The organism is Nitrosospira sp. Nsp11 (assembly GCF_900142705.1).
Taxonomy (GTDB): domain Bacteria; phylum Pseudomonadota; class Gammaproteobacteria; order Burkholderiales; family Nitrosomonadaceae; genus Nitrosospira.
On the sequence record NZ_FRBV01000011.1, the window covers coordinates 67,261 to 90,091 of the forward strand.

Genomic DNA, 22,831 nt, shown 5'->3' on the forward strand with positions numbered 1-22,831 from the left:
GAGGCGGAAAATGTGGGATGAACTTCAGCCATGGCTCGGACTGCGCTCCACTTTGGAAACGGCTTGCATGCGATTATAGACGTCAAGCTTTCTAAAAATCTGGTGTAAGTGGTTTTTTACCGTGTAAGAACTAATACTCAAAATGCTGCCTATTTCGGCATTGGTTTTACCCTTCTTTACCCAGTTCATTATTTCAATTTCGCGCTCGCTCAGCCTGTGGTTTTCGCTTTCCAGCGAGTCCGTCAGAAGCGGCCGGAGGTAGGAGCACTGCGGCAGAGGTGTAATTCTGCGCAAGGCAGCGTCAAGATATGGCAATAGTAGTTCCATCGTACTGAGCGTGGAATCATCAAGATTATCTTCCGAGCTGAAAATTACGTATAGGCAATCATTATGGCCACGCTTGTCGCTGATGCCGTGCGAAAGTGATGAATGCATGCCTTGCAAAGCTCTGCCAAAGGCGCCTGTCGCGACGCTTTTACCGCCAAAAATATCGGACTCACCGGTATCGCCTTTGCAAATGGTTGACGTGCATGGCATTCTGCCAAGTTCGACCCAGCGGTTATAAAGCGTCCGCAACAATGGAGAAAGACTTGCCGGTTCTGATTGGGCGGTTCTAACACCCGGTAAAGCGGAAATAATGTCGTGCCGAATGGAATTCGAGTGGAAGTCACCCCAGGCGACGAGCATGATTTCATGGGGAAGATAATGCTGTAAATCTCCCTGAAGCCATCTGAGAAAATCGAAATGCTGGCGCACCGCTAATCCTTCCTGGACGATTCGGAAGTAGCGCTGAAGGTGATCAGCAGAGAGTGAGGAGAAAAAACCCATGTCGTGAATGAGTAAACTATTTATTATTTAGATGGGTTAGATTTGATTGAGCTCTTCAAGAATTCCAAATCGCTCTCAATAGCATGTCGTTACCAACCGACTCAAATGGATGTGGAAATTACAAATTGTTATGTAATCCTACTCAGGGTTCGAAGCTGCCATTTCTACAGGGATGCTTCCGGTGGTCAGATCCTGATAATTAAATCAACACCGCCATGAATTCATTCTATTGAGCTAGCGGTTATCGGGAGATCAGGTTGTTCCAGTACCGATATTGGCACGCGTTCCGTATTACCAGTCACATCGCGATGCTTTTTAAGCCATTCGCTCTAACTGACGCGACGACCAGTGGATCTTTTAGAGTTCAATATTCGGTAGACTAAAAAAACCTGACTAATCCGCCTTTAATACATCGACATAAGCCTCTTATACTTCTCTATCCGCCTCATTTAGTCTGTGCGACAGCGAACATAGCATTCCCCGGAGCATAGCGGCCCAGCGTATCTTTTATGCTGGTGGCCGAGTTCGCTTACTTGGAACTCTCTCTCTCTACAAGAGGTGCATTCAATCTGTAAACTCGCTCTTTGATCACACGATAATTGCGGAAGACGGCTTACCCCTTACTAAGATAAGCATGATTCGTGCCAACCTAATTAACCCTTTAAATCAGTCGCTTAGCGCGGCATGTTGGCGCATTAATGTCGCCAAAGCGTATTGATTATTTATTACTCAAACATAACTATATGTTTATTATGATAATTTAGAGTCTCTAAAAGGAGACGTTTTGCCTCTTACCGATTAAGATTGCTTTTTGTGGGTTGGAGCCGGACGAGGTGGGTTCGCTTATCCGTGTTGCACAAAGTGGATGATATTTAGCTGTCGTTCATCGAGATTCCTTCGAGGAATGCGATTGCGTCTATTTAAGACGTAGATTCATGGGTGGCTGATGGCGCTATCCATATAAAGTACATGCCATATCTGTGTAGCTTCTAGCATCCTGTCGGGCTTTGAAGAATCGCAGAAAAAAAATGACTGGATGAGGGGATGTTTTAAGGATTTTGATTCTATTTGGCTGAAAAAGCGGCGAAATATGAACGGGCCTGTCGTTTTTGCAGCTGAATTCCTCTAAGTGCGGCAGGCTGCTAAGACATCTAAGCCAGATTTAGACGCCAAGCTCTTGCTTAACTATCGGTCTTTTTCGGTAAGAAGGCGCGTGAGGATACGCGATACAGTTACCTGTACCACAGTTGGTCGCGTTGCTGGAAGATATTTTGTATCCGTGAAGGTTGGCAGGTGCCTGACTGTAGGGATCAGTCAGTGTGCATAACCATGATGACTAGAGATAATGCGAAGCAGAGATATATTTGGGGTGGCTGATGGGGATCGAACCCACGACAACCGGAATCACAATCCGGGACTCTACCACTGAGCTACAGCCACCATCCGATAAAAATAATGCATAGTTTGATGCTCAGGCGCCAATCGCTAAAGAGATAGCTTATGGCGTGCCCGACAGGAATCGAACCTGTAACCCCCAGCTTAGAAGGCTGGTGCTCTATCCGGTTGAGCTACGGGCACCACTCAAATCGGATTTCGCCTCAGATTAGCATGAATTGGTCGGGGTGGAGAGATTTGAACTCCCGACATCCTGGTCCCAAACCAGGCGCGCTACCAGGCTACGCTACACCCCGGAAGGGCGATAATATACCTTTCCGGCCACAAAAGGTCAATTTATACTGCTGGGGAATAATATTGAAAGAATCTCGTGCAAGCATTGACAGGAATTTCTTCCGCATTTCCAGCACACAGGTTAATGTGCGAACTTCCTGATTGAATTGAACCTCAGCTCTCGCACTTATTTCGCTCGATCAACGCGTAGGCGGAGTGATTATGGATGGATTCGAAATTTTCAGATTCCACCACATAGGCGTCTATACGTCCGTCCCGATTCAGTATCGCGGCAATGTCACGCACTACGTCCTCGACGAATTTCGGATTGTCGTAAGCCTTTTCGGTTACATACTTCTCGTCTGAACGTTTCAATAATCCATAGAGTTCGCACGACGCCTGGTCCTCCGCCATTCGTACCAGATCCTCTATCCATATGAAGCTCCTGGTTCTAACTGATATTGACACATGGGATCGCTGGTTATGGGCGCCATAATCGGAAACCTGTTTGGAGCACGGGCACAGGCTAGTCACGGGTACAACAACTTTCAGGGTGAATTGGTAGCTTCCTTTTTTCAGTTCGCCGATAAAAGTTACCTCATAATCCAGCAGGCTTTTTATGCGTGAAACCGGAGCCATTTTGCTGACAAAATAAGGAAACGTCATTTCGATGTCGCCAGATTCCGTTTCGAGCTTCTCTACCATGGCCTGTAGCATGCTTTCGAACGATTCCACAGAAATCGCCCGGTCGTGGCCGTTTAGTATCTCCACAAAGCGCGACATGTGTACGCCTTTGAAGTTATGCGGTAAATCCACATACATATTGAACACGGCGATGGTGTGTTGGATAGACCCGTCCCTGTCTCTTATCGAGATTGGGTGACGAATGGCCCTGATACCCGCTCTGTTAATTGCAATAAGCCGGGTATCGAATGCATTCTGCACATCCGCAATAGGAAAATTCGCATCATTCATGAAGGGTATTTTTTCCTGGAAGCGAACACTGATGCATAAATATATGCATCCGGTTGCGTTAACTACTCAAAAAATCTTGCTTTGACGGACTCGACGATGGTCGCCTTATCCAATCCGCAATCAGCCAGCATTTGAGAGCACTCACCCTGGTCTATAAAAACATCGGGCAAACCCAATTGCAATACGGGAACTGTGAAGCCCCTGCTTGCCAAGGATTCTATCACCGCACTACCAGCCCCACCCATGATGGTATTTTCTTCGACCGTTACCAGCAATTCGTAGTCTGCTGCCAGTGACGCGACCAGATCATCGTCCAAGGGTTTGACAAAACGCATATTAGCCACGGTAGCATTTAATTCTTCTGCCGCTTCAAGGCAAGGTTTAAGCATGCTGCCGAAAGCCAGCAGCGCAATTTTTACGCCTTCCCGGCGAATCTCACCCCGACCTATCGGTAACATCTGCATCTGCGTTTGCGGTGTTATACCCGTTCCCGCGCCTCGGGGGTATCGCACCGCTGTGGGCGTATCCATCTGAAATGCGGTATAAAGCATCTGACGGCATTCATTCTCATCCGCTGGGGTCATCACGGTGATGTTGGGAATACAGCGCAAATAGGTTAAATCGAAACTCCCGGCATGCGTGGGGCCATCTGCTCCAACCAATCCGGCCCGATCGATAGCAAACACCACCGGCAGATTCTGGATAGCGACATCGTGGATCAACTGATCGTAAGCGCGCTGCAAAAAAGTTGAATAAATTGCGACAACCGGCTTCAAACCGTCGCAAGCCAGGCCTGCGGCAAAAGTGACCGCGTGCTGCTCTGCGATACCAACGTCATAATAACGATCAGGATATTCCTGTGAGAATCTCACTAAGCCGGAACCCTCTCGCATCGCCGGCGTAATCCCGACCAGACGCTGGTCCATTGCAGCCATGTCGCACAGCCAGTCTCCAAAAATCTGCGTATATGACGGCTTGCCTGCGGCTTTGGGAATAATACCGGCATCCGGATTAAACTTGGTTACGCCGTGATAAAGAATCGGGTCTTCCTCTGCCGCCTTATAGCCTGCGCCTTTGCGCGTTACGATATGCAGAAACTGAGGGCCCTCAAGATGCTTGATGTTGTTGAGCGTGCCAACCAGCACGTCAAGATCATGACCATCAATGGGGCCGATATAGTTGAAACCGAACTCTTCAAATAGCGTACTAGGCGTCACCATGCCTTTTACATGCTCTTCGGCGCGCTTCGCAAGTTCAAGCACGGGTGGAACAACGCCCAGCATTTTTTCCCCGGCGCGGCGTGCCGTCGCATAAAACTGACCTGACATGAGCCTTGCGAGATAATTGTTGAGTGCGCCTACCGGACGCGAAATCGACATGTCGTTGTCATTGAGAATCACCAATAAATTGGTGTCCATCGCGCCCGCATTGTTCAGGGCTTCGAACGCCATACCTGCACTCATGGCGCCGTCGCCAATCACTGCAACCACGCATCGCCCTTTACCCTCGCGTTGTGCTGCTACCGCCATACCTAAAGCAGCACTGATGGAGGTGCTGGAGTGAGCCGTACCGAAGGCGTCGTACTCGCTTTCGTCACGCCGGGGAAATCCTGCTATACCGCCCCGCATGCGTAGTCGGCTCATACCCTCACGACGACTGGTAAGAATTTTATGGGCATAAGTCTGATGGCCCACGTCCCATACCAGGCGGTCGTTGGGTGTGTTAAAAACATAGTGCAGGGCTATGGTCAGTTCAACCGTACCGAGATTGGAAGACAGATGCCCGCCGGTTTTAGAAACGGATTCAACCAGGAACTGCCGCAACTCGTCGGCAAGTTGCGGCAGCATCTTGCGTTCCAGCCTTCGCAACTTTGAAGGGGTAGTGATGGTATCAAGCAGTGGATACATTTAAACCTTGAAAATTATAGTATTCTTTACCGAAGAAAATACGGGTCAAAACTCCCGCTGGATGATGAAGTCGGTTACTTGCCGCAACCGTCCCGCCGTTGCGCCAAAAGCATCCAGCGACCGATATGCGTCGCGCCGCAACTCTTCAGCCAGTTCGCGCGCTCGGGTGCTTCCGAGGATACTCACGTACGTTGGCTTATTATTTTCGGCATCCTTGCCGGCAGTTTTACCTAATGTCGCGGTAGTCGCTTCTGCATCGAGCACGTCGTCCACTACCTGGAACGCAAGGCCGATACACTTCGCGAAATGATCAAGACTCATCAACTGGCTCTCGTTCAAACTGCTACCGCAACCGGCGCCAAGCATTACAGCAGCCCGAATAAGCGCTCCGGTCTTATGAATATGCATAAACTCCAGTTCCGGCAGACTCAATGTCTTTCCGACGCTGGCAAGATCAACGGCTTGCCCCCCCGCCATGCCGCGAGAACCCGACGCTTGCGCCAGATGCCTAACCATTTCCAATTGCATTTTCGGGGTATCAGCCAAGCAATGCTCGCCCAACAATTGAAAGGCGAGGCTTTGCAAGCTATCGCCCGCCAGCAGTGCAATGGCCTCGCCATACTCGATATGGCAAGTAGGCTTACCCCGCCGCAACACGTCGTTATCCATGCATGGCAAATCGTCATGCACCAGTGAATAGGCATGTATCAGTTCTACTGCGGCCGCGGCAATCGTCACCCGCTCTTCATCCGCCTTGTTCAGCTCTCCTGCCGCAAAGGCAAGCAACGGTCGCACACGCTTGCCTCCACCCAAAACGGTATAGCGCATGGCGTCATGCAGACGTTCGGGAGCAACGTTTGCGGCGGGAAGCAAGGTCTGCAGGGAATTTTCGATGCGTACCTGGCGGTTCCTCGCCCAATCCTGGAAATCAGCGGTCATCGATACCGGACGGGGAGAAATTTTTCAGTGTGTCGGCCTCAAGAAGGCGTACCTGTTGTTGCGCATCCTGTAGTTTTAATTGGCAGTATTGTAGCAACTCTGCGCCACGTTTGTGAGCTTCGAGTGATATTTCGAGGGGCATTTGTCCTGCTTCCATTTCTATTACAATAGCTTCCAATTCTGTCAATGCGGCTTCGAAACTTTCGGGCCGTGAAAATTTGACGGGGTTAGCGGGCTTTGTCATGATAAACACATTGTCGCAAGTTATGTATATTGCGGGCAAGCTACAAAAATAACGCAATAAGCGGGGTCAGGTCAATTAAATCCAAGAAACTTTCCCTCAAAAACGATCTTTTAGCGGCAATTATAAGCGTTTCAGCAAGAGAGCAAGCGCTTTCCACTTTGCCCAATGCGTTTATTCAGTGTTTTTTATCTTTCAACTATCTTTTTTATTCCTCAAAAGATCTAAAAGTAACGAAATATGGCCGATCTCGTTGATGTTTTCCAACTGGCGCCGACTCAACTGCCGGTTGAATGGTACCTTGACCCGCACATTCTCGACCTGGAAAAACACCTTTTGTTCGACCAGGGGCCTGGTTATGTCGGCCATGAAATCATGCTGCCGAATGTGGGCGACTATTATGTGCGGGAATGGATGAGTAATGCCAAATTTCTGGTGCGTAACAAAGGTGGCATTGAACTCCTGTCCAATGTTTGTCGGCACCGGCAATCTCTGCTGCTGAAGGGCCGCGGCAATACCAGAAACATTGTCTGCCCCATACATCGATGGACTTACGATATGAGCGGTACGCTGCTGGGTGCTCCCAATTTTTCGAAAAATCCCTGCCTCAACCTTGGCAGTACCCCGCTGCAGAATTGGAACGGGTTGCTATTTGAAGGCAAGAGAAATATCGCGCGCGATCTGGCGCCCCTGAGCGTTCTCAAGGATTTCGATTTTTCGGGCCATGTACTGGAGCGGGTCCAGATAGAAGAATATGCCTGCAACTGGAAAACTTTCATCGAGGTTTACCTGGAAGACTATCACGTCGAGTCGTATCACCCTGGCTTGAGCAACTTCATCAATACCACTGAACTTAAATGGGAATTTGCAGAGCGGTACAACGTGCAGACTGTGGGTGTAAATGATGCGCTTACTCGTCCCGGCACTCCGGTCTATGCTAAATGGCATGAGCAACTATTGCGTCAGACCGCAGGAAAAATACCGAGGTATGGTGCGATCTGGATGCTCTACTATCCAAACATCATGTTAGAATGGTACCCGCATGTACTGATTATAAGTACGCTGGTTCCGTCAGGAACAGAGCGCTGCACCAACGTGGTCGAGTTTTATTATCCTGAAGATATTGTCTTGTTCGAACGTGAATTTATTGAAGCGGAACAGGCCGCCTATCACGAAACCGCGGTTGAAGACGACGAAATCTGCAAACTGATGACAGCCGGACGTCGCGCGCTATATGAGCAGGGAATCAATGAAACAGGCCCCTATCAGTCACCCATGGAAGATGGTATGGTTCATTTCCATGAATTTGTGCGACGCGAAATCGGGCCGTACATAAAGTAACTGTGAAACTGTGAATTTGCCGCTGATTGATTTTGCATGTTTTTTTGAGATTACCCTATGATTACCATTCAGGAAGCTGACAATTTAATCAGTGTTGCTGTTTTCGGTGAATTTACCTTGGCTGACTATAAGCAATTCGAAGAGCAGGTACTCTACAAATCCAGGCGCGACAGCAAAGTGAATGTGCTGTTCGATTGGCGCGATATGCTGGGCTATACTGTCGACGTCGCATGGGAAGATCTCAAATTCATCCGCGCCCACGGCAGTGAATTTAACCGGGTTGCAATAATTACTGAGAACCAGTGGCAGGCTTGGGGCGCTTGGGTATCCAATCTATTCGTTGATGCTGACATCAGAGTATTCGGTAACTACACCGATGCCAAGGCATGGGTAGAAGCGTAAAGCGACCTGCTGCGGACTCAGACTTATCTGCGCTTATCACGATCAGGAAACCTGAGTTTCTCCCGCTACCCACCCCATTCCCTTCCATAAGCCTGTGATGAACAACCTGCCGACAGGCTGAAGCCCGCACTACGAAGATGAAATCGCTCGTCCATTTGGCGATCGTATTCATGTAGAATGCCTGCTGAAGAGGTCTAGGCCAAGTGCGGCTAGTCCAATCGAAGACGCAGGTTCGAGTAGTGTTGCAAAAAAACGACACATTTCTCTTCTATTCTCCAAAATCTCTTTATATTGGCCGCTAACTCGTACAGAATGGAACCTGTCGATCTTGCTGTCTCAAGGAAGGTCTGCAATTTATTTAAACGATGCCTGACACGACTCAAATAGTGGCATTAAGGCTATATGGATATGGCGGATAGCAATGCGTTGGCAGCGAAGTCAACCAACGTGTCGTCTGTTACTGATCTTGGTAGAGCACTTGAGCTCCTGGTATTTAATTAATACAGATTCAAATTCAAGCTGAGCATTCCGAGCCCGAGCGGTAAACTGTTGTTAATCAGAACTACTGTATTTCGGACCGGATTACTTACATTACAAAAAGATGATTAGACCATTAATTTGGAGGGGAAGACCTTGAGTTCAACAATAGCGAAGTTGAACGCTCCGCTAACGCAAGCGTTTGATCCTCGGTTATTAAACGAGTCGCCAATAGTAATAACCCCAACACCGACGTACAACACTCAAGATCAACGATTAGCTGATTTTGAAACCTTGAGCGCTGCCTTGGAATATGCGGCAGGCGGCGTCGCGGGATTTAATTTTTATGATGCCAAGGGCAACCTACGCTCGATCCTCCCGTATCGGGCGTTAAGGCAAAACGCCCAGATCTCAGCCCGGCGCTTGATGGGCATGGGCCTGACGAGCGGTAATCGCGTCGCCATTATTGCCGATACCACCCCAGAATTTGTAGAGCTGTTTTTTGCCTGCCGCTATGCTGGATTGGTTCCTTTTGCGATGCCGGTACCGGTCAATCTTGGCAGTCATGCAGTATATGTTCAGCAGCTGCGGGGGATGCTTGACGCAGGTCAGGCAAGCGCCGCCATAGCCAATGTGGATTATATTAATTTTCTGAGCGAAGCTGCAGAAGGATCGCAGGAATTACGCTGGGTCGGCACTCCGGAACAACTCGGAAAATTCGCAGTTTCCGATATAGCGCTACCCGTAAATACCCCTGAAGAAATCGCTTACCTTCAATTTACCTCGGGCAGCACTCGCATTCCGCGTGGAGTAATTATTACCGAACGCGCATTGATGAGCAATTTACAGGGTATTGTTCGGCACGGCCTGGAAATACGCGCTGGCGACCGCTGCGCATCATGGCTACCGTTCTACCATGATATGGGACTGGTGGGCATGGTGATGGCCCCCATGGTGGCGCAAGTTTCGGTCGACTATCTGGCTACCCGTGATTTTGCAATCCGGCCTCTGCAGTGGTTGCGACTGATTAGCCGAAACCGTGCTACCGTGGCGTTTAGTCAGCCATTTGGCCTCAAGCTCTGCACTTTGCGGGTCCGTGATTCCGATTTGGAAGACCTTGATCTCAGCAGTTGGAGAGCGGCAGGTGTCGGTGCCGAGATGATCCGTCCTGATACCTTGAGAAATTTCGCAGATAAATTCGGGCCTGCGGGCTTTGATGCGCGTGCCTTTCTTCCTTGCTATGGACTGGCGGAATCAACGCTTGCCGTAACTTTTTCACAGATTGGAAAAGGTTTTCAGAGCATCCAAGTAGACGCTGGGACCCTGGTTGACAAAAAAATTGCGGTCCGGCTGCAGGTGGAGGGCAGGAAATATAGCGAATTCGTAAATTGTGGGCGACCTTTGCCAGAGCACACAGTCAAGGTCGTGGATGATGGCGGACAGGAATTGTCTGATTTGAAAGTGGGCAGCGTGCTGGTGCAGGGTAGCAGTATTATGACAGGCTACTTCAACAATCCGGAAGATACTGAAAAAACGCTCCAACCTGGAAACTGGTTGGATACAGGTGATCTTGGTTTCCTGTTTGAGGGCGATCTTTATGTCACTGGCCGTCGTACAGATGTAATCATCGTTAACGGGCGCAATATCCGCGCACAAGACATAGAAGAACTCGCCGAGCTTCAACCTGAGGTGAGAACACGGGAAGCCTCCGCCTTTGGTATAACCGATTCTAATGATATTACAACGATCGTTTTGGTCATAGAATGTCGTCTGACTTCGGTAGCAGATCGCCAATCTCTCACCAACCGGTTGCAACGTCTTGTATATATGGCGTTTGGCGTTAATTGCCTGGTCGAATTGGTCTCGCCGCATACTTTGCCTCGCACTTCCTCAGGTAAGCTATCGCGTTTTGCTGCACGCCAGGGTTTCATACAGCGGACACAACCGACTGACCAGCTATCCGCTGAGTCCGGGGAAAAATAACCAGCATATGTCAGGGTCCTGGGTGGCCGTGACCGGCGCCACCGGCTTTATTGGTCATGTTCTGCTACAGTCACTGATCAGTGAAGGGTGGAAGGTCAAGGCCTTGACCAGGCGTCCGCGGGTTGGCGACGAAGTTACGCAATGGATTGAAGGTGATTTAGATAACCATCAGGCACTGCGGAACCTTGTCGAGGGTGTATCTGCTGTTGTACATTGCGCGGGGCAGGTTCGCGGTAGCTCTCTCGAAGATTTCATTCATACTAATGTGGACGGCACGGGCAATCTTGTGCGTGCCTCAATAGAGCAAAGTTCACCGCCTCGTTTTCTCCTCATATCTTCCTTGGCTGCCAGACAACCAGAGCTTTCCTGGTACGCGGCCAGTAAGCGCATGGCTGAGCAGTTGGTTATTGACCACTCGCAAAGGATGCCATATGCGGTTTTTCGTCCGACCGCCGTCTATGGCCCAGGCGATAAAGAAATGAGCCCACTTTTCAGAGCAACCCGCCGCGGCCTGTTGCCGATGGTGGGGCAAAGCGGGATGCGCTTCGGTTTACTACACGTTAATGATTTGGTGGCGGCTATTACCTGTTGGCTTTCCACTAAAAATCCCGTGCAAGGCGTCTATGAACTTGATGATGGGACGCCCGGAGGCTACAATGGTCAATCTGTAGCGGTAATTGCGCAGGAAGTCTGGAAACGGCCCGTACACTGTATCTTCTTCCCGGCGTCACTTGTTTGGTTGGTCGCGACCATTAATTTATGGTCGGCGCGGTTGCTACGCTATTCCCCAATGTTGACCCCGGGTAAAGTCAGAGAATTACAGCATCCCAACTGGATTTGCGATATAACGCCTCTAACCCAGGCGCTTCCCGGTTGGCGGCCCTCGGTCCGACTGCGTGATGCCTTGCCTCAAGCGGTATAATTTCTAACAAATAATTCAATTCAAACCGAGCAGCCATGGCGAGCGATTACACCGATGTTCTGCAGAAACTTTGCCATCACCTTAAGCAATTTTGTGAGCCCGACGCGCAAATCACACCGCAGACTGATCTCATTCATCAGCTTGCGATCGACTCTGTCAAATTGCTGAATCTAGTTATGGAAATTGAAGATGAGTTTGACATTTCCGTTCCGCTTAATGCGCTTGCGGATGTGCAGACTGTTCAAGAGCTTGCGAATTTAATCCACCGAATAAAGTCCGCACAATAATGAGTTTGCTAGATAAGCTTGATGCCGTTGCTGCGACGAGAAAAGCCCTGCTACCCGAGGGTATTGACGTTTTTGGCACACCTATAGAAGAGGTTTATTCTTCGACCGAGGCGAGAATTGGCGATCGCCGCATACTATTCCTGGGTACGAATAACTATCTCGGGCTTACCTTCGCGTCCGAGTGTCTGGCCGCAGCGCACTCAGCAATCGATAGCGAGGGCACAGGTACGACAGGTTCACGCATGGCCAACGGTAGCTACAGTGGACACCGCGCTCTTGAACGGGAATTTGCCGATTTTTACCACTGCCACTCCTGTATTGTCTTTACAACCGGATATCAGGCCAATCTCGCTACGATCTCCGGCTTGGCTGGCGCTGGGGATGTTGTTCTTATTGATGGCGATTCTCATGCAAGCATATATGACGGATGCCGTTTAAGTGGCGCTGAAATTATCAGGTTCAGGCACAACGACATGGTGGATCTGGAAAAGCGTCTCCGGCGTCTTGGAGACCGGTCACGCTCCACATTAATCATTGTTGAAGGCATTTACAGCATGCTGGGTGATCGGGCACCCCTTGCGGAGATTGTCAAACTAAAGAATGCCTACGGCAGCACGCTTCTTCTAGACGAAGCACATTCGCTCGGCGTCCTCGGCAAGACAGGCCAGGGCCTGGTAGAGGAAACGGGGCTCATTGATAAAGTTGATTTCATCACTGGTACATTCAGTAAAAGCCTCGGCGGTATCGGGGGCTACTGTGTGAGCAATCACCCGCAACTTGATCAGTTACGCTATGTCAGCCGTCCTTATATATTCACCGCATCGCCTACACCGGCTACTATTGCATCAACCCGGGCAGCACTCAAATTGCTGCATGACGGCATCGAGCTACGCCAACAGCTTTGGAAGAATGTGCACCAGCTTTATTCTCGGCTTGATGACCTCGGCTATCAGCTTGGCCCAGAGCCAAGCCCCGTTATCGCAATCATACTCGACACGCCGCGGCAGGCGCTGATGCTATGGAAGGGCCTGCTTGATCATGGTATCTATGTTAATTTAGTATTACCGCCAGCCGCACCTGACGGCCGCTCATTGGTGCGCTGCAGTGTTAGTGCAGTTCATACCAGTGAACAGATGGATCATGTAGGCAGCGCTTTCGCCGAGTTGCGCGAAATTACTTTCGCGTAGGCTCTGCGCAGTTACCTGGTCTTTCCGTTTCCCGGTTGCGGAGGCTTCGCCCTGTTATGGCAGAGCTTGGCGGCTTCGCATCGATCCGGAATCTAACGAATAAAACAATGATAATTTATGGAACAGCCTGCATGCGTTCCTTATCTATAAAGGACTGCTCCCACGCAGCCTTTCCTTAAGGTGGAAATATGGGTAGGCATTTTGAATGATTTGACCTGGCTCGCCCATTTACTTTCTGTTCAGTAAGCTCATGGGCATTACTATATTTACATAAGGTAAATACAGTACCAGAAAAACAGACTCGAACAATGAGAGTGCGATATCGCTTATCTGCGATAAATGACAAAGCAGAAACTTTGGGGCTTCCATGTCCCTAAGGTCACCCTTGATGGGCAACCGCTAGATGGAAAGCGCAGAGTTGGTTGCCTACTCGATACCATTAAGTCAGGAAGTCTTGGGACTCGTTGTCCGACGGCGCAAGAAAAAGAAGGCAGCGGCGCCGGCTGCGCCCAGCAATAGCACGATCTCTGTCGCGCCAAAGCCTGAGCCATGGCCGTCGTGACCTCCACCCCCTCCGACATGTACTGGAATGCGCACCGCTGTCGTCATCTTCCCACCCTTCTCTGTCTCCAGTAGCAAGGCATACTGGCCAAGTTCCTCCAGGTTCAGCGAGAAGGTGATGCTTCCAGATGCGTACTCTTTGGCTGGTATGGACATAATCTCATGCTCCCCGCCGCCCTCTCCATGCCCTTCCATAACCATACGGACTGCAATTGGTATTTCGCGAGAGTCGAGATCCGTCAAATCTACCGTGAAATACAACTCGCCAACTTCCGGCACATGATCGCAATATGCATGGGTGGGCGGAAGTGCGCCCTTCGGTTTTTCATAAGCACTGAAGGCAACGGGAAAAGCACCCGATTTGATAGCACAGTCTCCCGAATGATGGCCTTCATGAGCAAGCATAAGCTGGGCGTGGACTGGCAGCGCCACCAGTGCTACGCTCGTAGCACACGCTAGCCCAGCAACCCACTCAAACATTTTCTTCATAGTATCTCCGGTTTCGAATTCGCAAATTCATCGCGCACAGCGCTGACGATAGTAAAAGATTGTATAACAAACCGTCCGGGAATAGGAAATAGAGTACGTCCGGTCGTTTCGCGAAAAGATGAGCTAATCAAGCTGAAATATGTTTACCCCAGCGTCGCCAGAATTGCGGCATGCGATAAATCCAAGCAGTCCAATTATGTGGTTATCTCAACCATGAGCTGCTTGGTGCAGTATTGTTGGGCCCCGGTATAAAGGGGTGATGAGGGCATATGGCGAATGTGTCATGGAATTATTCAGTGAATCGAACGAGAATTCAATCATCGAATCAATATCATTCGCGCATCGCCTTCGCGACCCCAGTTTGTGTGAGGACCGCTTTTTTCTTTTGTATGGATGTTGGCCTCATACAAAAGAAAATGAAGCTGGCCGGTAAGCCGGGTTCTGTCGTGGACAGTCATTCCTCTAGGCGTGCGGTTGCCCGCAAGCTCAAGCAACCTACCCGCAGGCTCAGCGAGCCGCATCATTGCCTGCCTATTTGGTCTTGCTCCGGATGGAGGTTACCGCGTTTCACCGTAACTTAATACGCTCGTCTCTGTGGCCCTATTCCTCACCTCACGGCGGCCGGCCATTAACCGGCATCCTGCTCTATGGAGCCCGGACTTTCCTCCCCCTGCCTTCCATTACTGAAAAGCAGGCAGCGACTGTCTAGCCAGCTTCGATCGCGATAATACCCTAACCCGGCAAAGAGAAAGCAAACTTCTCAATCAAGATTTATTTGCTGAAACAACCGGTTTATGAAATATTCGAGTTATGATCCTGATTTGAAAGACGGATGGCCTGGATGAACCTTAGAAAACTGCTTATCTCGGCGTTAGTGCTTATCCTTTCCGGATGCGCTTTATTGCATCATCAGGAACCACTTCGTATCTCTGTGGCGGGACTTGATCCCCTGGAGGGACAAGGCATGGAAGCGCGCTTTGCGGTACAGCTCAGGATTCAGAACCATAGTGACCAACCGGTCGATTATGACGGCATTGCGCTTGATCTCGATTTACGTGGAATGAGCTTCGCGAGCGGTGTTAGCGATCAGCGCGGCACCATCTCGCGTTTTGGAGAAACGGTTATTACTGTGCCTGTGACCGTGCCCGCGACCGCAATTATTCGTCATGCGTTTGACTTGGCTACCGGCGATCGTACAAAAGCCGAATACCAGCTGCACGGCCGGCTGGGCGGAGCGGGGCTCGCTATTGGAAGAAGCTTCAACTCCACGGGAGAAATTACTTTACCAACCCTGCCGTCAGAGGAAGTGCGGTAAATGCGCGTGCGCGGTTGTCCTAACGCGACGCCGACTTGCCTGAACCCGCGTAACCCACTTTAGAAGTGTAGTTACGCAATATCGGATTGATTAACACCATATCGCGCGCGATATTCTTCCATCGCACGCAGGTTGTGCGCCAACTCCTTCCTGTTCCGCAGATAATCGATGATGCTATCCAGGTTGGCGATGCTTGTGCTGCTAATACCAAATTCATGACGCACCTCCTGCATGGCAGAAAGCGTTCCGCTGCCGCGCTCCATCCGATCCAGCGCAATGATGAGTCCCCCGGGAATGGCACCGGCACCGAGGATATAACCAACGGATTCACGTACTGACGTTCCGGCGGAAATTACATCGTCAACCATCAGTACTCGTCCGCCCAGCGGCGCACCCACGAGGTTTCCGCCTTCGCCATGGTCTTTCACCTCTTTACGATTGAAACAGAAAGGGTAGTTATACCCGCGCTCGGCCAGCTCGATCGCTATGGCGCTAACCAGTGGAATGCCTTTGTAGGCGGAGCCGAACAGCATGTCAAACGGAAGCTGGGCGGCAAGAATGGCTTTGGCGTAAAATTGACCCAGCTTTCTCAGAGAGTCGCCATCGTTAAATAGTCCGGCATTGAAGAAATATGGCGACATTCGCCCGGCTTTGGTTTTAAATTCGCCGAAACAAAGTACATGGCGGCTGATGGCGAATTCAATAAATTCCTGGCGAAAATTGAACATTGCAATGACGAACCCGAGAAGACAGATATGCGAATTATAACGGTTAACCTGAACGGCATACGCTCTGCGGCAAACAAGGGGTTCTTTCAATGGCTGCCGACACAGGAAGCTGACATCGTATGCATGCAGGAGTTGAAAGCACAGGCCGCTGATATTACTCGAGAAATAGCATCACCTGATGGCTATCATGGCTATTTTCATTGCGCTGAAAAGAAAGGATACAGCGGCGTAGGAACGTACAGCCGATGCAAGCCGGACAACGTTATCGAGGGCCTGGGCATCGCCGAGATCGACGCGGAAGGACGTTTTCTGCGCCTCGACTTTGGCAGAGTAAGCGTGATATCGGTCTATTTCCCTTCCGGCTCCAGCGGCGAACATCGGCAAGCCGCAAAATTCTTCTTTCTGGAGCGATTTTTCCCCATGCTTAAACAATTGGCAGATTGCGGCAGAGAGATCGTTTTATGCGGCGACTGGAATATTGCCCACAAGGAAATCGACCTGAAAAACTGGCGATCCAATCAAAAAAATTCGGGCTTTCTCCCGGAAGAACGCACTTGGCTTACTGACGTTTTTCACGAGCTTGGATTTGTCGACGTATTCCGTCAAATCAATCCTGAACCTGAGCAATATACGTGGTGGTCCAATCGAGGGCAGGCATGGGCAAAAAATGTGGGCTGGCGCATCGATTATCAGATCGCTACCCCCGGAATTGCCGCCAAGGCCAAGGCTGTGTCCATTTATAAGACGGAACGGTTTTCTGATCATTCCCCGCTTATTATCGACTACGACTACAGCTTATGATCCCGAATCAGGTAATCGATCAATTAGATGCCCTGCCTCAAATGCCGGATTTGGCCTAATGCCCGCTGCCTTGTCCGGCTGGCTTCACGCTTTTCGTATTTACACCCACCCACGGGTGTTGGGAATGCTGTCATTGGGTTTCTCTGCCGGGTTGCCGCTGTTACTGGTACTGGGGACCTTGTCATTCTGGTTACGGGAAGCGGGGATCGATCGTTCCACTATTGGCCACTTGAGCTGGATAGGATTGGCTTATGGCTTCAAATGGATGTGGTCCCCGCTGGTAGATCGTCTGCCGTTGCCACTATTAACCCGCTTACTGGGCCGACGGCGCGCATGGCTTTTGCTATCGCAAGTCTCCATTGTCATCGCCCTGATCGGCATAGCGAACACAGATCCGCTCGAAAATTTGACGCATACGGTCTTTTTTGCCCTGGCCGTCGCTTTCGCTTCTGCAACGCAGGACATTGCACTGGACGCATACAGAATCGAAGCGGTGTCGCTAAGGCTTCAAGGCGCAATGGCTGCCACCTATCAAGCAGGTTATCGCATGGCGATGATTCTGGCTTCCGCTGGCGCTTTATGGATAGCAGCGGCGGTAGATCCTTCGGAAGCGACCTATGACTATGCTCCCTGGCGAACTGCCTATCTGGCGATGGCGGCATTTATGATGATCGGGATTATTACCACGCTCATAATACGGGAGCCCGATGTTCCCGTTAACCGTCTTATCTCGGAGAATGAAGATCGCGCCAAGGCTGCTATTGCGCACTGGAATCTGAGCGTACGGCTCACGCAACTGCTGGCCTGGCTGTACGGGGCAATGGTCGCGCCCTTCCGGGACTTTATCGTACGCCATGGCGGACAAGCATTGCTGATTCTGGCTTTAATTGCGGTCTACCGCATCTCGGATGTGGTGATGGGCGTGATGAGCAACCCGTTTTATGTAGACATGGGATATTCCAAGGATGAGGTGGCAACAGTCTCCAAGGTTTATGGTGTAGTAATGACGATCGCTGGTGCGGCCATCGGCGGCGTATTTATAGCGAAAATTGGCATAATGCGCACACTTTTTCTCGGCGCAGTATTGTCAGCGGCGACTAATCTTCTGTTTGTCTGGCTCACAGGGCGCGGCCACGACCTGACTGGACTCATATTCACCATTTCCGCCGACAACCTTTCAGCGGGCATTGCCTCTTCCGCTTTTATCGCCTATCTTTCCGGCCTGACCAACTCCGCCTATTCCGCCACGCAATATGCTCTGTTCAGTTCGGTGATGTTGTTGTTGCCAAAATTTATCGCCGGGTTCAGCGGCGACTTTGTCGATGCTTACGGTTATGCCAGTTTTTTTACCGGAACAGCGCTGCTTGGTATTCCTGTGCTGGTTTTAGTGTGGCTGGCCGGGCGGGCAAAATTTGAAACTGCGGATCCCGCAATGCCTCGCACCTAAAGAACCCTGCGCTTACTTCTGCTGTTCAAACCGGTAAAACGCCAGCATTCCCAGCAAATTAGGTAGAAACGTGTTCTGATGATTTCCATTTAGCACCCGGCGTTCGAGGATGCGGGCGCCATGCTGGCTGCAAAATTCTTCAAAATCGCCAAGCGTGCAATTATGAATGTTGGGCGTGTCGAACCATTGATAGGGCAGCGCTTCCGAAACCGGCATGTGGCCGGCTAAAACCTGCAGGCGATTTTTCCAATACCCGAAATTCGGAAATGAAACAATACCCTCTTTACTCACCCGTAGCATTTCCTTCACGATTCGCTCGGTATTTTTGACCGCCTGCAGGGTTTGGGAAAGTACTACATAATCGAATGAATCCGATTCGAAACTTTGCAGACCCGACTCCAGGTCGCTCTGAATTACGTTCACTCCGTTATTGAAGCATGCGAGAACATTGGCGTCATCAATTTCAACGCCGTAGCCCCGCACGTTACGCGCATCGCGCAAAAAACACATGAGCGAACCGTCACCGCAGCCGAGATCGAGTACTCTTGCACCGGGTTTTACCCATGCCGCGATTACGCCAAAATCCGGACGAATGGCAACGGAGGGGTTACATTCTTCAACATCAGCCACGTCGTCAGTATTTGCGCGATCCATTATTTCCAATAAGTAAGATCTACAAGCTTCAGTTGGTATGACGGCCATCAAGAAGCACGATATAAGGAAAAGTAGCGATATTGCGTATTGTAGCGTCTAATAACAGATCGCATGCAAGGTCAGATTGGCTCAACTCGCGAGGGCTGCGACTATACATGTCTAAAACCCCAGATCTTTCCAGATTCTGTCCACCCGCTCCTTTACCGCAACGTCCATCACAATGGGGGTGCCCCATTCGCGGTTCGTCTCCCCAGGCCACTTGTTGGTAGCATCCAATCCCATTTTTCCGCCCAGGCCGGATACCGGGCTGGCGAAGTCAAGGTAATCTATCGGGGTATTTTCAACAATCAGCGTATCCCGTGCGGGGTCCACTCGTGTGGTGATTGCCCAGATGACTTCCTTCCAGTCGCGGATATTGACGTCGTCATCCGTGACAATGATGAATTTGGTATACATGAATTGCCGCAGAAAACTCCACACGCCGAACATGACTCGTTTGGCATGGCCCGCATACTGCTTCTTCATGCTCACCACTGCCATGCGATAGGAACAGCCTTCCGGTGGAAGATAAAAGTCGATGATTTCGGTAAATTGCTTCTGCAGCAGTGGCACGAACACTTCATTAAGTGCCAAACCAAGTATGGCCGGCTCGTCCGGTGGCTTGCCCGTGTATGTCGAATGATAAATCGGCTCGCGCCGCATGGTGATGCGCTCGACCGTAAACACCGGAAAGATTTCCTGCTCGTTATAGTAGCCGGTATGATCTCCAAATGGGCCTTCCAATGCTGTTTCTCCTGAATAGATATACCCTTCCAGTACGATTTCTGCACTCGCCGGAACCTGCAGATCATGGCTCAGGCATTTGACAATCTCCGTTTTCGCGCCGCGCAGCAAACCGGCGAACTGGTATTCGCTCAAGCTGTCGGGTACCGGTGTGACGGCACCAAGTATGGTCGCCGGGTCTGCCCCTAACGCCACTGCCAACGGGTAAGGCCGCCCCGGATTAGCCAGACAAAAATCGCGAAAATCCAGCGCGCCGCCACGATGAGCCAGCCAGCGCATGATGAGCTTATTCGGGCCGATCACCTGCTGGCGATAAATCCCCAAGTTCTGCCGCGTCTTATGCGGCCCTTGAGTGACAGTCAATCCCCAGGTGACCAGCGGACCCGCATCTCCCGGCCAGCAAGTCTGGATCGGCAGCCTGCCTAGATCCACATCTTTACCCTCCCATACGATATCCTGGCAGGGCGCTCTGGAAAGCTCTTTCGGCGCCATATTGAGTACCTGTTTCAGGACGGGCAGTTTGTCCCATGCATCCCTCAGCCCTTTGGGCGGATCAGGTTCCTTGAGATACGCCAGAAGTTTACCGACTTCTCTCAATGCCTCAACCGAATCCTGCCCCATGCCCATTGCTACGCGCCTTGGCGTACCGAACAGGTTTCCCAGCACAGGAATGGTATGTCCCTTGGGCTTTTCAAACAGAATGGCGGGACCGCCGGCTTTCAATGCCCGGTCGCAGATTTCGGTCATTTCCAGATACGGATCGATTTCGACCGTTACGCGCCTCAGTTCCCCCTGCTTCTCCAATTGGGCGATGAAATCGCGCAGGTCCTTGTATTTCATACTGATGAGGCCCCATTTATCAGGTAATCAAGCGCGATACCAACGAAAATCGCCGCGCCGACCCAGTTGTTGTGCAGAAAGGCCTTGAAGCAGCGAGCGCGGTCGCGATCGTGAATCAGGCGGTACTGGTAAAACACCAATCCCAGCGCGGCGACGAGACCCGCGTAGTAAATAGTGCCGAGTTTCTGGATCAGCCCCACGACGACCATGGCGCACAGAAACAAGATATGGCACAGCATCACGCCCAATACATCGAAACGGCCGAAAGTAATGGCGGACGTCTTGATCCCGATCTTGAGATCGTCAACTTTATCCACAATGGCATATTCGGTATCGTAAGCAATCACCCAAAGCAGGTTCGCCACCATCAATAGCCAGGCAATATAGGGCACCTCTCCCGTCTGCGCCGCAAAAGCCATTGGAATCCCGAAACTGAAAGCGATGCCAAGGTAGGCTTGCGGCATCGCAAAGAAACGTTTGGTGAATGGATAGCTCGCAGCCAGGAATAGCGCCAGCACCGACAAGGCAAGTGTAAGACGGTTCAGCGGCAGTATCAGAAGAAACGCGCACAGACTTAATCCCGCTGCCAGCAGCAGCGCCTCTTTGGAACTCAACTTGCCGGTCGCCAATGGACGATTTTTGGTGCGCTCCACATGCGAATCGAAATTGCGGTCTGCATAGTCGTTGACGACGCAACCGGCGGACCGCATCAGTACGGTGCCCAGCACAAATATCACAAGGATATCTGTGCTGGGCACGCCGCCGGCGGCAAGCCATAAGCCCCATAATGTCGGCCATAGCAGCAGAAGAATGCCGATGGGCTTATCCAGGCGCATCAGCTTTTCATAATGGCCAAGACGTTGTGTGAGCGTCACTGTGTCAACTCCAGAATGGAAGGAAGAAATACTTCGGTGACGAGTATGGATTGCCCTTTCAAGCTGAACAGGGAACGCCGCGCCCAAAGACCAGGCGGTTTTGCCTGCAAATGCCTGCAGGCACGAATGAAAAGTGGATGCGTTGAATTCAGTTTTTTGAAGCGCAGCGGTGTACGCTTGACCACTGGATTGGTAAATAATACCGTACCCAGTGATCTGTTGCCTAAACCGCTCAACCCGCGCCACGCGCCCCTCAGATCTTTCCTCGCCACTACCGAATGAGCAAATACCACCGGCGTATCACCGCAATACAAGTACACCTCCCGTACCAATGCCAACTCGTTTCGACGCAAATTCATCATCGCAAGTTCATCAACGTACACTCCGGCCAGGCGCTGGAATACCGGCTTGACACGAAAATTGCCGCAACAATGCTGCTGGATGAGCTGAGTGAGTGAACCACGGTTCAGCAACCATCCTCGAGCTTGGGGTGATATGGAAGACGGCGCAGGATACCACGCCGATAACTGGGCAGCCTTCATCGCAGCGAAACCAAAAAAGGGTGAATTATGCCGCATATTCCAGCGCGGCTGAATCCTATCCTCCCCAGGTGGACGGCGCGAACATCACTCGGGCTCTTTCTTATCAAGACTAAAAAGCTCTCCAGGCTGATGTGTCGATAAAGGAGTATACAAGCGGTATGGAAATGTATGAAATTGACATGAACTTGAAAAAAGCGTCAATTAGGCTAAATTTATATTTTGGAAGGCTATAATTTCTTAACAGCAGTAGAGTTCAGGATGCGAATTGCGCGCGTACCAAGGATACGCGAATAAGGAACTCAATCCCGTCGCCAGCCTTATGTGTCGGGAAATATCAAATCGCATCGTTTTGGTTTTCGAGGAAAGTCATGCGCTACGCCGGATAATTCAAGCCGCCTTATTCTCCGCACATATTCGTTCCATGGAGAGGCGAGGCAAGACGATAGACGAGCGGTTTGCTCGTGTTTCGAAAGGAGCAGCCATGATCGAAAAAGACGAACGATCGCTTTATACCGCAAACCGCGAAGCGTTCCTCTTTCCTGCCTCCTTTGCGCAGCAAAGGCTATGGTTTTTCGAGCAATTGCATCCGGGCAGCGCGGTTTATCACTTGAGTACGGTGCTGCCATTCGAGGGTCCGCT

Annotated in this window: 20 protein-coding genes, 3 tRNA genes and 1 other RNA gene; 9 read left to right on the forward strand and 15 right to left on the reverse strand. The window is 50.7% G+C overall.

Annotation, left to right across the window (positions count from 1 at the left end):
- Nucleotides 1–24: 24 nt before the first annotated feature.
- The 8 genes from epsA to BUA28_RS11775 all read right to left on the reverse strand — a co-directional run bounded on the left by epsA (nucleotide 25) and on the right by BUA28_RS11775 (nucleotide 6,561).
- Complete coding sequence (gene epsA, locus BUA28_RS11740; RefSeq protein WP_072768309.1) at nucleotides 25–828, reverse strand: XrtB/PEP-CTERM-associated transcriptional regulator EpsA; 804 nt, start codon at nucleotides 826–828, stop codon at nucleotides 25–27.
- A 1,365-nt stretch (nucleotides 829–2,193) separates the two neighbouring features.
- Nucleotides 2,194–2,268: transfer RNA gene (locus BUA28_RS11745), tRNA-His, on the reverse strand.
- Nucleotides 2,269–2,329: 61 nt separating this feature from the next.
- Nucleotides 2,330–2,406 (reverse strand) — tRNA-Arg (locus BUA28_RS11750).
- Between the two features lie 36 nt (nucleotides 2,407–2,442).
- A tRNA-Pro gene (locus BUA28_RS11755) sits at nucleotides 2,443–2,519 on the reverse strand.
- Between the two features lie 151 nt (nucleotides 2,520–2,670).
- Entirely contained in the window at nucleotides 2,671–3,471 is an 801-nt protein-coding gene (folE2, locus tag BUA28_RS11760) for a GTP cyclohydrolase FolE2 (protein ID WP_072768310.1), read from the reverse strand.
- A gap of 62 nt (nucleotides 3,472–3,533) precedes the next feature.
- The gene (gene dxs / locus BUA28_RS11765) at nucleotides 3,534–5,378 is read right to left on the reverse strand and encodes a 1-deoxy-D-xylulose-5-phosphate synthase (protein WP_072768311.1); all 1,845 of its coding nucleotides are present in this window, start codon (nucleotides 5,376–5,378) and stop codon (nucleotides 3,534–3,536) included.
- 45 nt (nucleotides 5,379–5,423) lie between these two features.
- Complete coding sequence (locus tag BUA28_RS11770) at nucleotides 5,424–6,317, reverse strand: polyprenyl synthetase family protein (RefSeq protein WP_072768312.1); 894 nt, start codon at nucleotides 6,315–6,317, stop codon at nucleotides 5,424–5,426.
- The gene (locus BUA28_RS11775) at nucleotides 6,307–6,561 is read right to left on the reverse strand and encodes an exodeoxyribonuclease VII small subunit (RefSeq protein WP_072768313.1); all 255 of its coding nucleotides are present in this window, start codon (nucleotides 6,559–6,561) and stop codon (nucleotides 6,307–6,309) included. The genes BUA28_RS11770 and BUA28_RS11775 overlap by 11 nt, the downstream gene beginning before the upstream one ends.
- Nucleotides 6,562–6,798: 237 nt before the next feature.
- Between BUA28_RS11775 and BUA28_RS11780 the strand changes: the two genes are divergently transcribed.
- From BUA28_RS11780 to BUA28_RS11805, 6 genes are all read left to right on the forward strand, one after another.
- On the forward strand, nucleotides 6,799–7,899 hold the full coding sequence (locus BUA28_RS11780; RefSeq protein ID WP_072768314.1) for an aromatic ring-hydroxylating oxygenase subunit alpha: 1,101 nt from the start codon (nucleotides 6,799–6,801) through the stop codon (nucleotides 7,897–7,899).
- 57 nt (nucleotides 7,900–7,956) lie between these two features.
- On the forward strand, nucleotides 7,957–8,301 hold the full coding sequence (locus tag BUA28_RS11785) for a SpoIIAA family protein (RefSeq protein WP_072768315.1): 345 nt from the start codon (nucleotides 7,957–7,959) through the stop codon (nucleotides 8,299–8,301).
- A gap of 654 nt (nucleotides 8,302–8,955) precedes the next feature.
- On the forward strand, nucleotides 8,956–10,761 hold the full coding sequence (locus BUA28_RS11790) for a fatty acyl-AMP ligase (RefSeq protein ID WP_256598312.1): 1,806 nt from the start codon (nucleotides 8,956–8,958) through the stop codon (nucleotides 10,759–10,761).
- Nucleotides 10,762–10,768: 7 nt separating this feature from the next.
- Nucleotides 10,769–11,683 (forward strand): NAD-dependent epimerase/dehydratase family protein, encoded by a 915-nt coding sequence (locus tag BUA28_RS11795; RefSeq protein ID WP_072768317.1) that lies wholly within the window; start codon nucleotides 10,769–10,771, stop codon nucleotides 11,681–11,683.
- Between the two features lie 35 nt (nucleotides 11,684–11,718).
- Nucleotides 11,719–11,970: an acyl carrier protein gene (locus BUA28_RS11800; RefSeq protein WP_072768318.1), complete on the forward strand. Its 252-nt coding sequence runs from the start codon at nucleotides 11,719–11,721 to the stop codon at nucleotides 11,968–11,970.
- The gene (locus BUA28_RS11805) at nucleotides 11,970–13,157 is read left to right on the forward strand and encodes a serine palmitoyltransferase (RefSeq protein ID WP_072768319.1); all 1,188 of its coding nucleotides are present in this window, start codon (nucleotides 11,970–11,972) and stop codon (nucleotides 13,155–13,157) included. The genes BUA28_RS11800 and BUA28_RS11805 overlap by 1 nt, the downstream gene beginning before the upstream one ends.
- Nucleotides 13,158–13,601: 444 nt before the next feature.
- Here the strand turns inward: BUA28_RS11805 and BUA28_RS11810 are convergent, their stop codons facing one another.
- Both BUA28_RS11810 and rnpB read right to left on the reverse strand, forming a co-directional pair.
- Nucleotides 13,602–14,207, reverse strand: coding sequence for a hypothetical protein (locus tag BUA28_RS11810; RefSeq protein WP_072768320.1), 606 nt, complete (start codon nucleotides 14,205–14,207; stop codon nucleotides 13,602–13,604).
- A gap of 414 nt (nucleotides 14,208–14,621) precedes the next feature.
- Nucleotides 14,622–14,924: RNase P RNA component class A (rnpB, locus tag BUA28_RS11815), an RNA gene on the reverse strand.
- A gap of 124 nt (nucleotides 14,925–15,048) precedes the next feature.
- Between rnpB and BUA28_RS11820 the strand changes: the two genes are divergently transcribed.
- Nucleotides 15,049–15,522: an LEA/WHy family protein gene (locus tag BUA28_RS11820; protein ID WP_072768334.1), complete on the forward strand. Its 474-nt coding sequence runs from the start codon at nucleotides 15,049–15,051 to the stop codon at nucleotides 15,520–15,522.
- Nucleotides 15,523–15,593: 71 nt separating this feature from the next.
- Here the strand turns inward: BUA28_RS11820 and pyrE are convergent, their stop codons facing one another.
- Nucleotides 15,594–16,250, reverse strand: a complete 657-nt coding sequence (gene pyrE, locus BUA28_RS11825) for an orotate phosphoribosyltransferase (RefSeq protein WP_072768321.1) — start codon at nucleotides 16,248–16,250, stop codon at nucleotides 15,594–15,596.
- A 27-nt stretch (nucleotides 16,251–16,277) separates the two neighbouring features.
- Here pyrE and BUA28_RS11830 point away from each other — a divergent pair, with 27 nt between their 5' ends.
- Both BUA28_RS11830 and BUA28_RS11835 read left to right on the forward strand, forming a co-directional pair.
- Nucleotides 16,278–17,051, forward strand: coding sequence for an exodeoxyribonuclease III (locus BUA28_RS11830; RefSeq protein WP_072768322.1), 774 nt, complete (start codon nucleotides 16,278–16,280; stop codon nucleotides 17,049–17,051).
- A gap of 58 nt (nucleotides 17,052–17,109) precedes the next feature.
- The gene (locus BUA28_RS11835; protein WP_072768323.1) at nucleotides 17,110–18,498 is read left to right on the forward strand and encodes an AmpG family muropeptide MFS transporter; all 1,389 of its coding nucleotides are present in this window, start codon (nucleotides 17,110–17,112) and stop codon (nucleotides 18,496–18,498) included.
- 12 nt (nucleotides 18,499–18,510) lie between these two features.
- On the opposite strand, the gene metW is transcribed toward BUA28_RS11835, so the two are convergent.
- The 4 genes from metW to BUA28_RS11855 all read right to left on the reverse strand — a co-directional run bounded on the left by metW (nucleotide 18,511) and on the right by BUA28_RS11855 (nucleotide 22,192).
- Nucleotides 18,511–19,152 carry a methionine biosynthesis protein MetW gene (metW, locus tag BUA28_RS11840; protein WP_072768324.1) on the reverse strand — a complete coding sequence of 214 codons (642 nt, stop codon included), beginning with the start codon at nucleotides 19,150–19,152 and terminating at the stop codon, nucleotides 18,511–18,513.
- 159 nt (nucleotides 19,153–19,311) lie between these two features.
- Entirely contained in the window at nucleotides 19,312–20,775 is a 1,464-nt protein-coding gene (ubiD, locus tag BUA28_RS11845) for a 4-hydroxy-3-polyprenylbenzoate decarboxylase (protein ID WP_072768325.1), read from the reverse strand.
- Nucleotides 20,772–21,650, reverse strand: a complete 879-nt coding sequence (ubiA, locus tag BUA28_RS11850; RefSeq protein WP_072768326.1) for a 4-hydroxybenzoate octaprenyltransferase — start codon at nucleotides 21,648–21,650, stop codon at nucleotides 20,772–20,774. Before ubiA ends, ubiD begins: the two co-directional genes overlap by 4 nt.
- Nucleotides 21,647–22,192 carry a chorismate--pyruvate lyase family protein gene (locus tag BUA28_RS11855; protein ID WP_072768335.1) on the reverse strand — a complete coding sequence of 182 codons (546 nt, stop codon included), beginning with the start codon at nucleotides 22,190–22,192 and terminating at the stop codon, nucleotides 21,647–21,649. Before BUA28_RS11855 ends, ubiA begins: the two co-directional genes overlap by 4 nt.
- Between the last annotated feature and the right edge of the window lie 639 nt (nucleotides 22,193–22,831).

Excerpts from the sequence above, each read along its gene's own strand:
- epsA (WP_072768309.1), bottom strand. The coding sequence starts at position 828 with ATGGGTTTTTTCTCCTCACTCTCTGCTGATCACCTTCAGCGCTACTTC.
- folE2 (WP_072768310.1), bottom strand. The coding sequence starts at position 3,471 with ATGAATGATGCGAATTTTCCTATTGCGGATGTGCAGAATGCATTCGAT.
- dxs (WP_072768311.1), bottom strand. The coding sequence starts at position 5,378 with ATGTATCCACTGCTTGATACCATCACTACCCCTTCAAAGTTGCGAAGG.
- BUA28_RS11770 (WP_072768312.1), bottom strand. The coding sequence starts at position 6,317 with ATGACCGCTGATTTCCAGGATTGGGCGAGGAACCGCCAGGTACGCATC.
- BUA28_RS11775 (WP_072768313.1), bottom strand. The coding sequence starts at position 6,561 with ATGACAAAGCCCGCTAACCCCGTCAAATTTTCACGGCCCGAAAGTTTC.
- BUA28_RS11780 (WP_072768314.1), top strand. The coding sequence starts at position 6,799 with ATGGCCGATCTCGTTGATGTTTTCCAACTGGCGCCGACTCAACTGCCG.
- BUA28_RS11785 (WP_072768315.1), top strand. The coding sequence starts at position 7,957 with ATGATTACCATTCAGGAAGCTGACAATTTAATCAGTGTTGCTGTTTTC.
- BUA28_RS11795 (WP_072768317.1), top strand. The coding sequence starts at position 10,769 with ATGTCAGGGTCCTGGGTGGCCGTGACCGGCGCCACCGGCTTTATTGGT.
- BUA28_RS11800 (WP_072768318.1), top strand. The coding sequence starts at position 11,719 with ATGGCGAGCGATTACACCGATGTTCTGCAGAAACTTTGCCATCACCTT.
- BUA28_RS11805 (WP_072768319.1), top strand. The coding sequence starts at position 11,970 with ATGAGTTTGCTAGATAAGCTTGATGCCGTTGCTGCGACGAGAAAAGCC.
- BUA28_RS11810 (WP_072768320.1), bottom strand. The coding sequence starts at position 14,207 with ATGAAGAAAATGTTTGAGTGGGTTGCTGGGCTAGCGTGTGCTACGAGC.
- BUA28_RS11820 (WP_072768334.1), top strand. The coding sequence starts at position 15,049 with ATGAACCTTAGAAAACTGCTTATCTCGGCGTTAGTGCTTATCCTTTCC.
- pyrE (WP_072768321.1), bottom strand. The coding sequence starts at position 16,250 with ATGTTCAATTTTCGCCAGGAATTTATTGAATTCGCCATCAGCCGCCAT.
- BUA28_RS11830 (WP_072768322.1), top strand. The coding sequence starts at position 16,278 with ATGCGAATTATAACGGTTAACCTGAACGGCATACGCTCTGCGGCAAAC.
- BUA28_RS11835 (WP_072768323.1), top strand. The coding sequence starts at position 17,110 with ATGCCCGCTGCCTTGTCCGGCTGGCTTCACGCTTTTCGTATTTACACC.
- metW (WP_072768324.1), bottom strand. The coding sequence starts at position 19,152 with ATGGATCGCGCAAATACTGACGACGTGGCTGATGTTGAAGAATGTAAC.
- ubiD (WP_072768325.1), bottom strand. The coding sequence starts at position 20,775 with ATGAAATACAAGGACCTGCGCGATTTCATCGCCCAATTGGAGAAGCAG.
- BUA28_RS11855 (WP_072768335.1), bottom strand. The coding sequence starts at position 22,192 with ATGAAGGCTGCCCAGTTATCGGCGTGGTATCCTGCGCCGTCTTCCATA.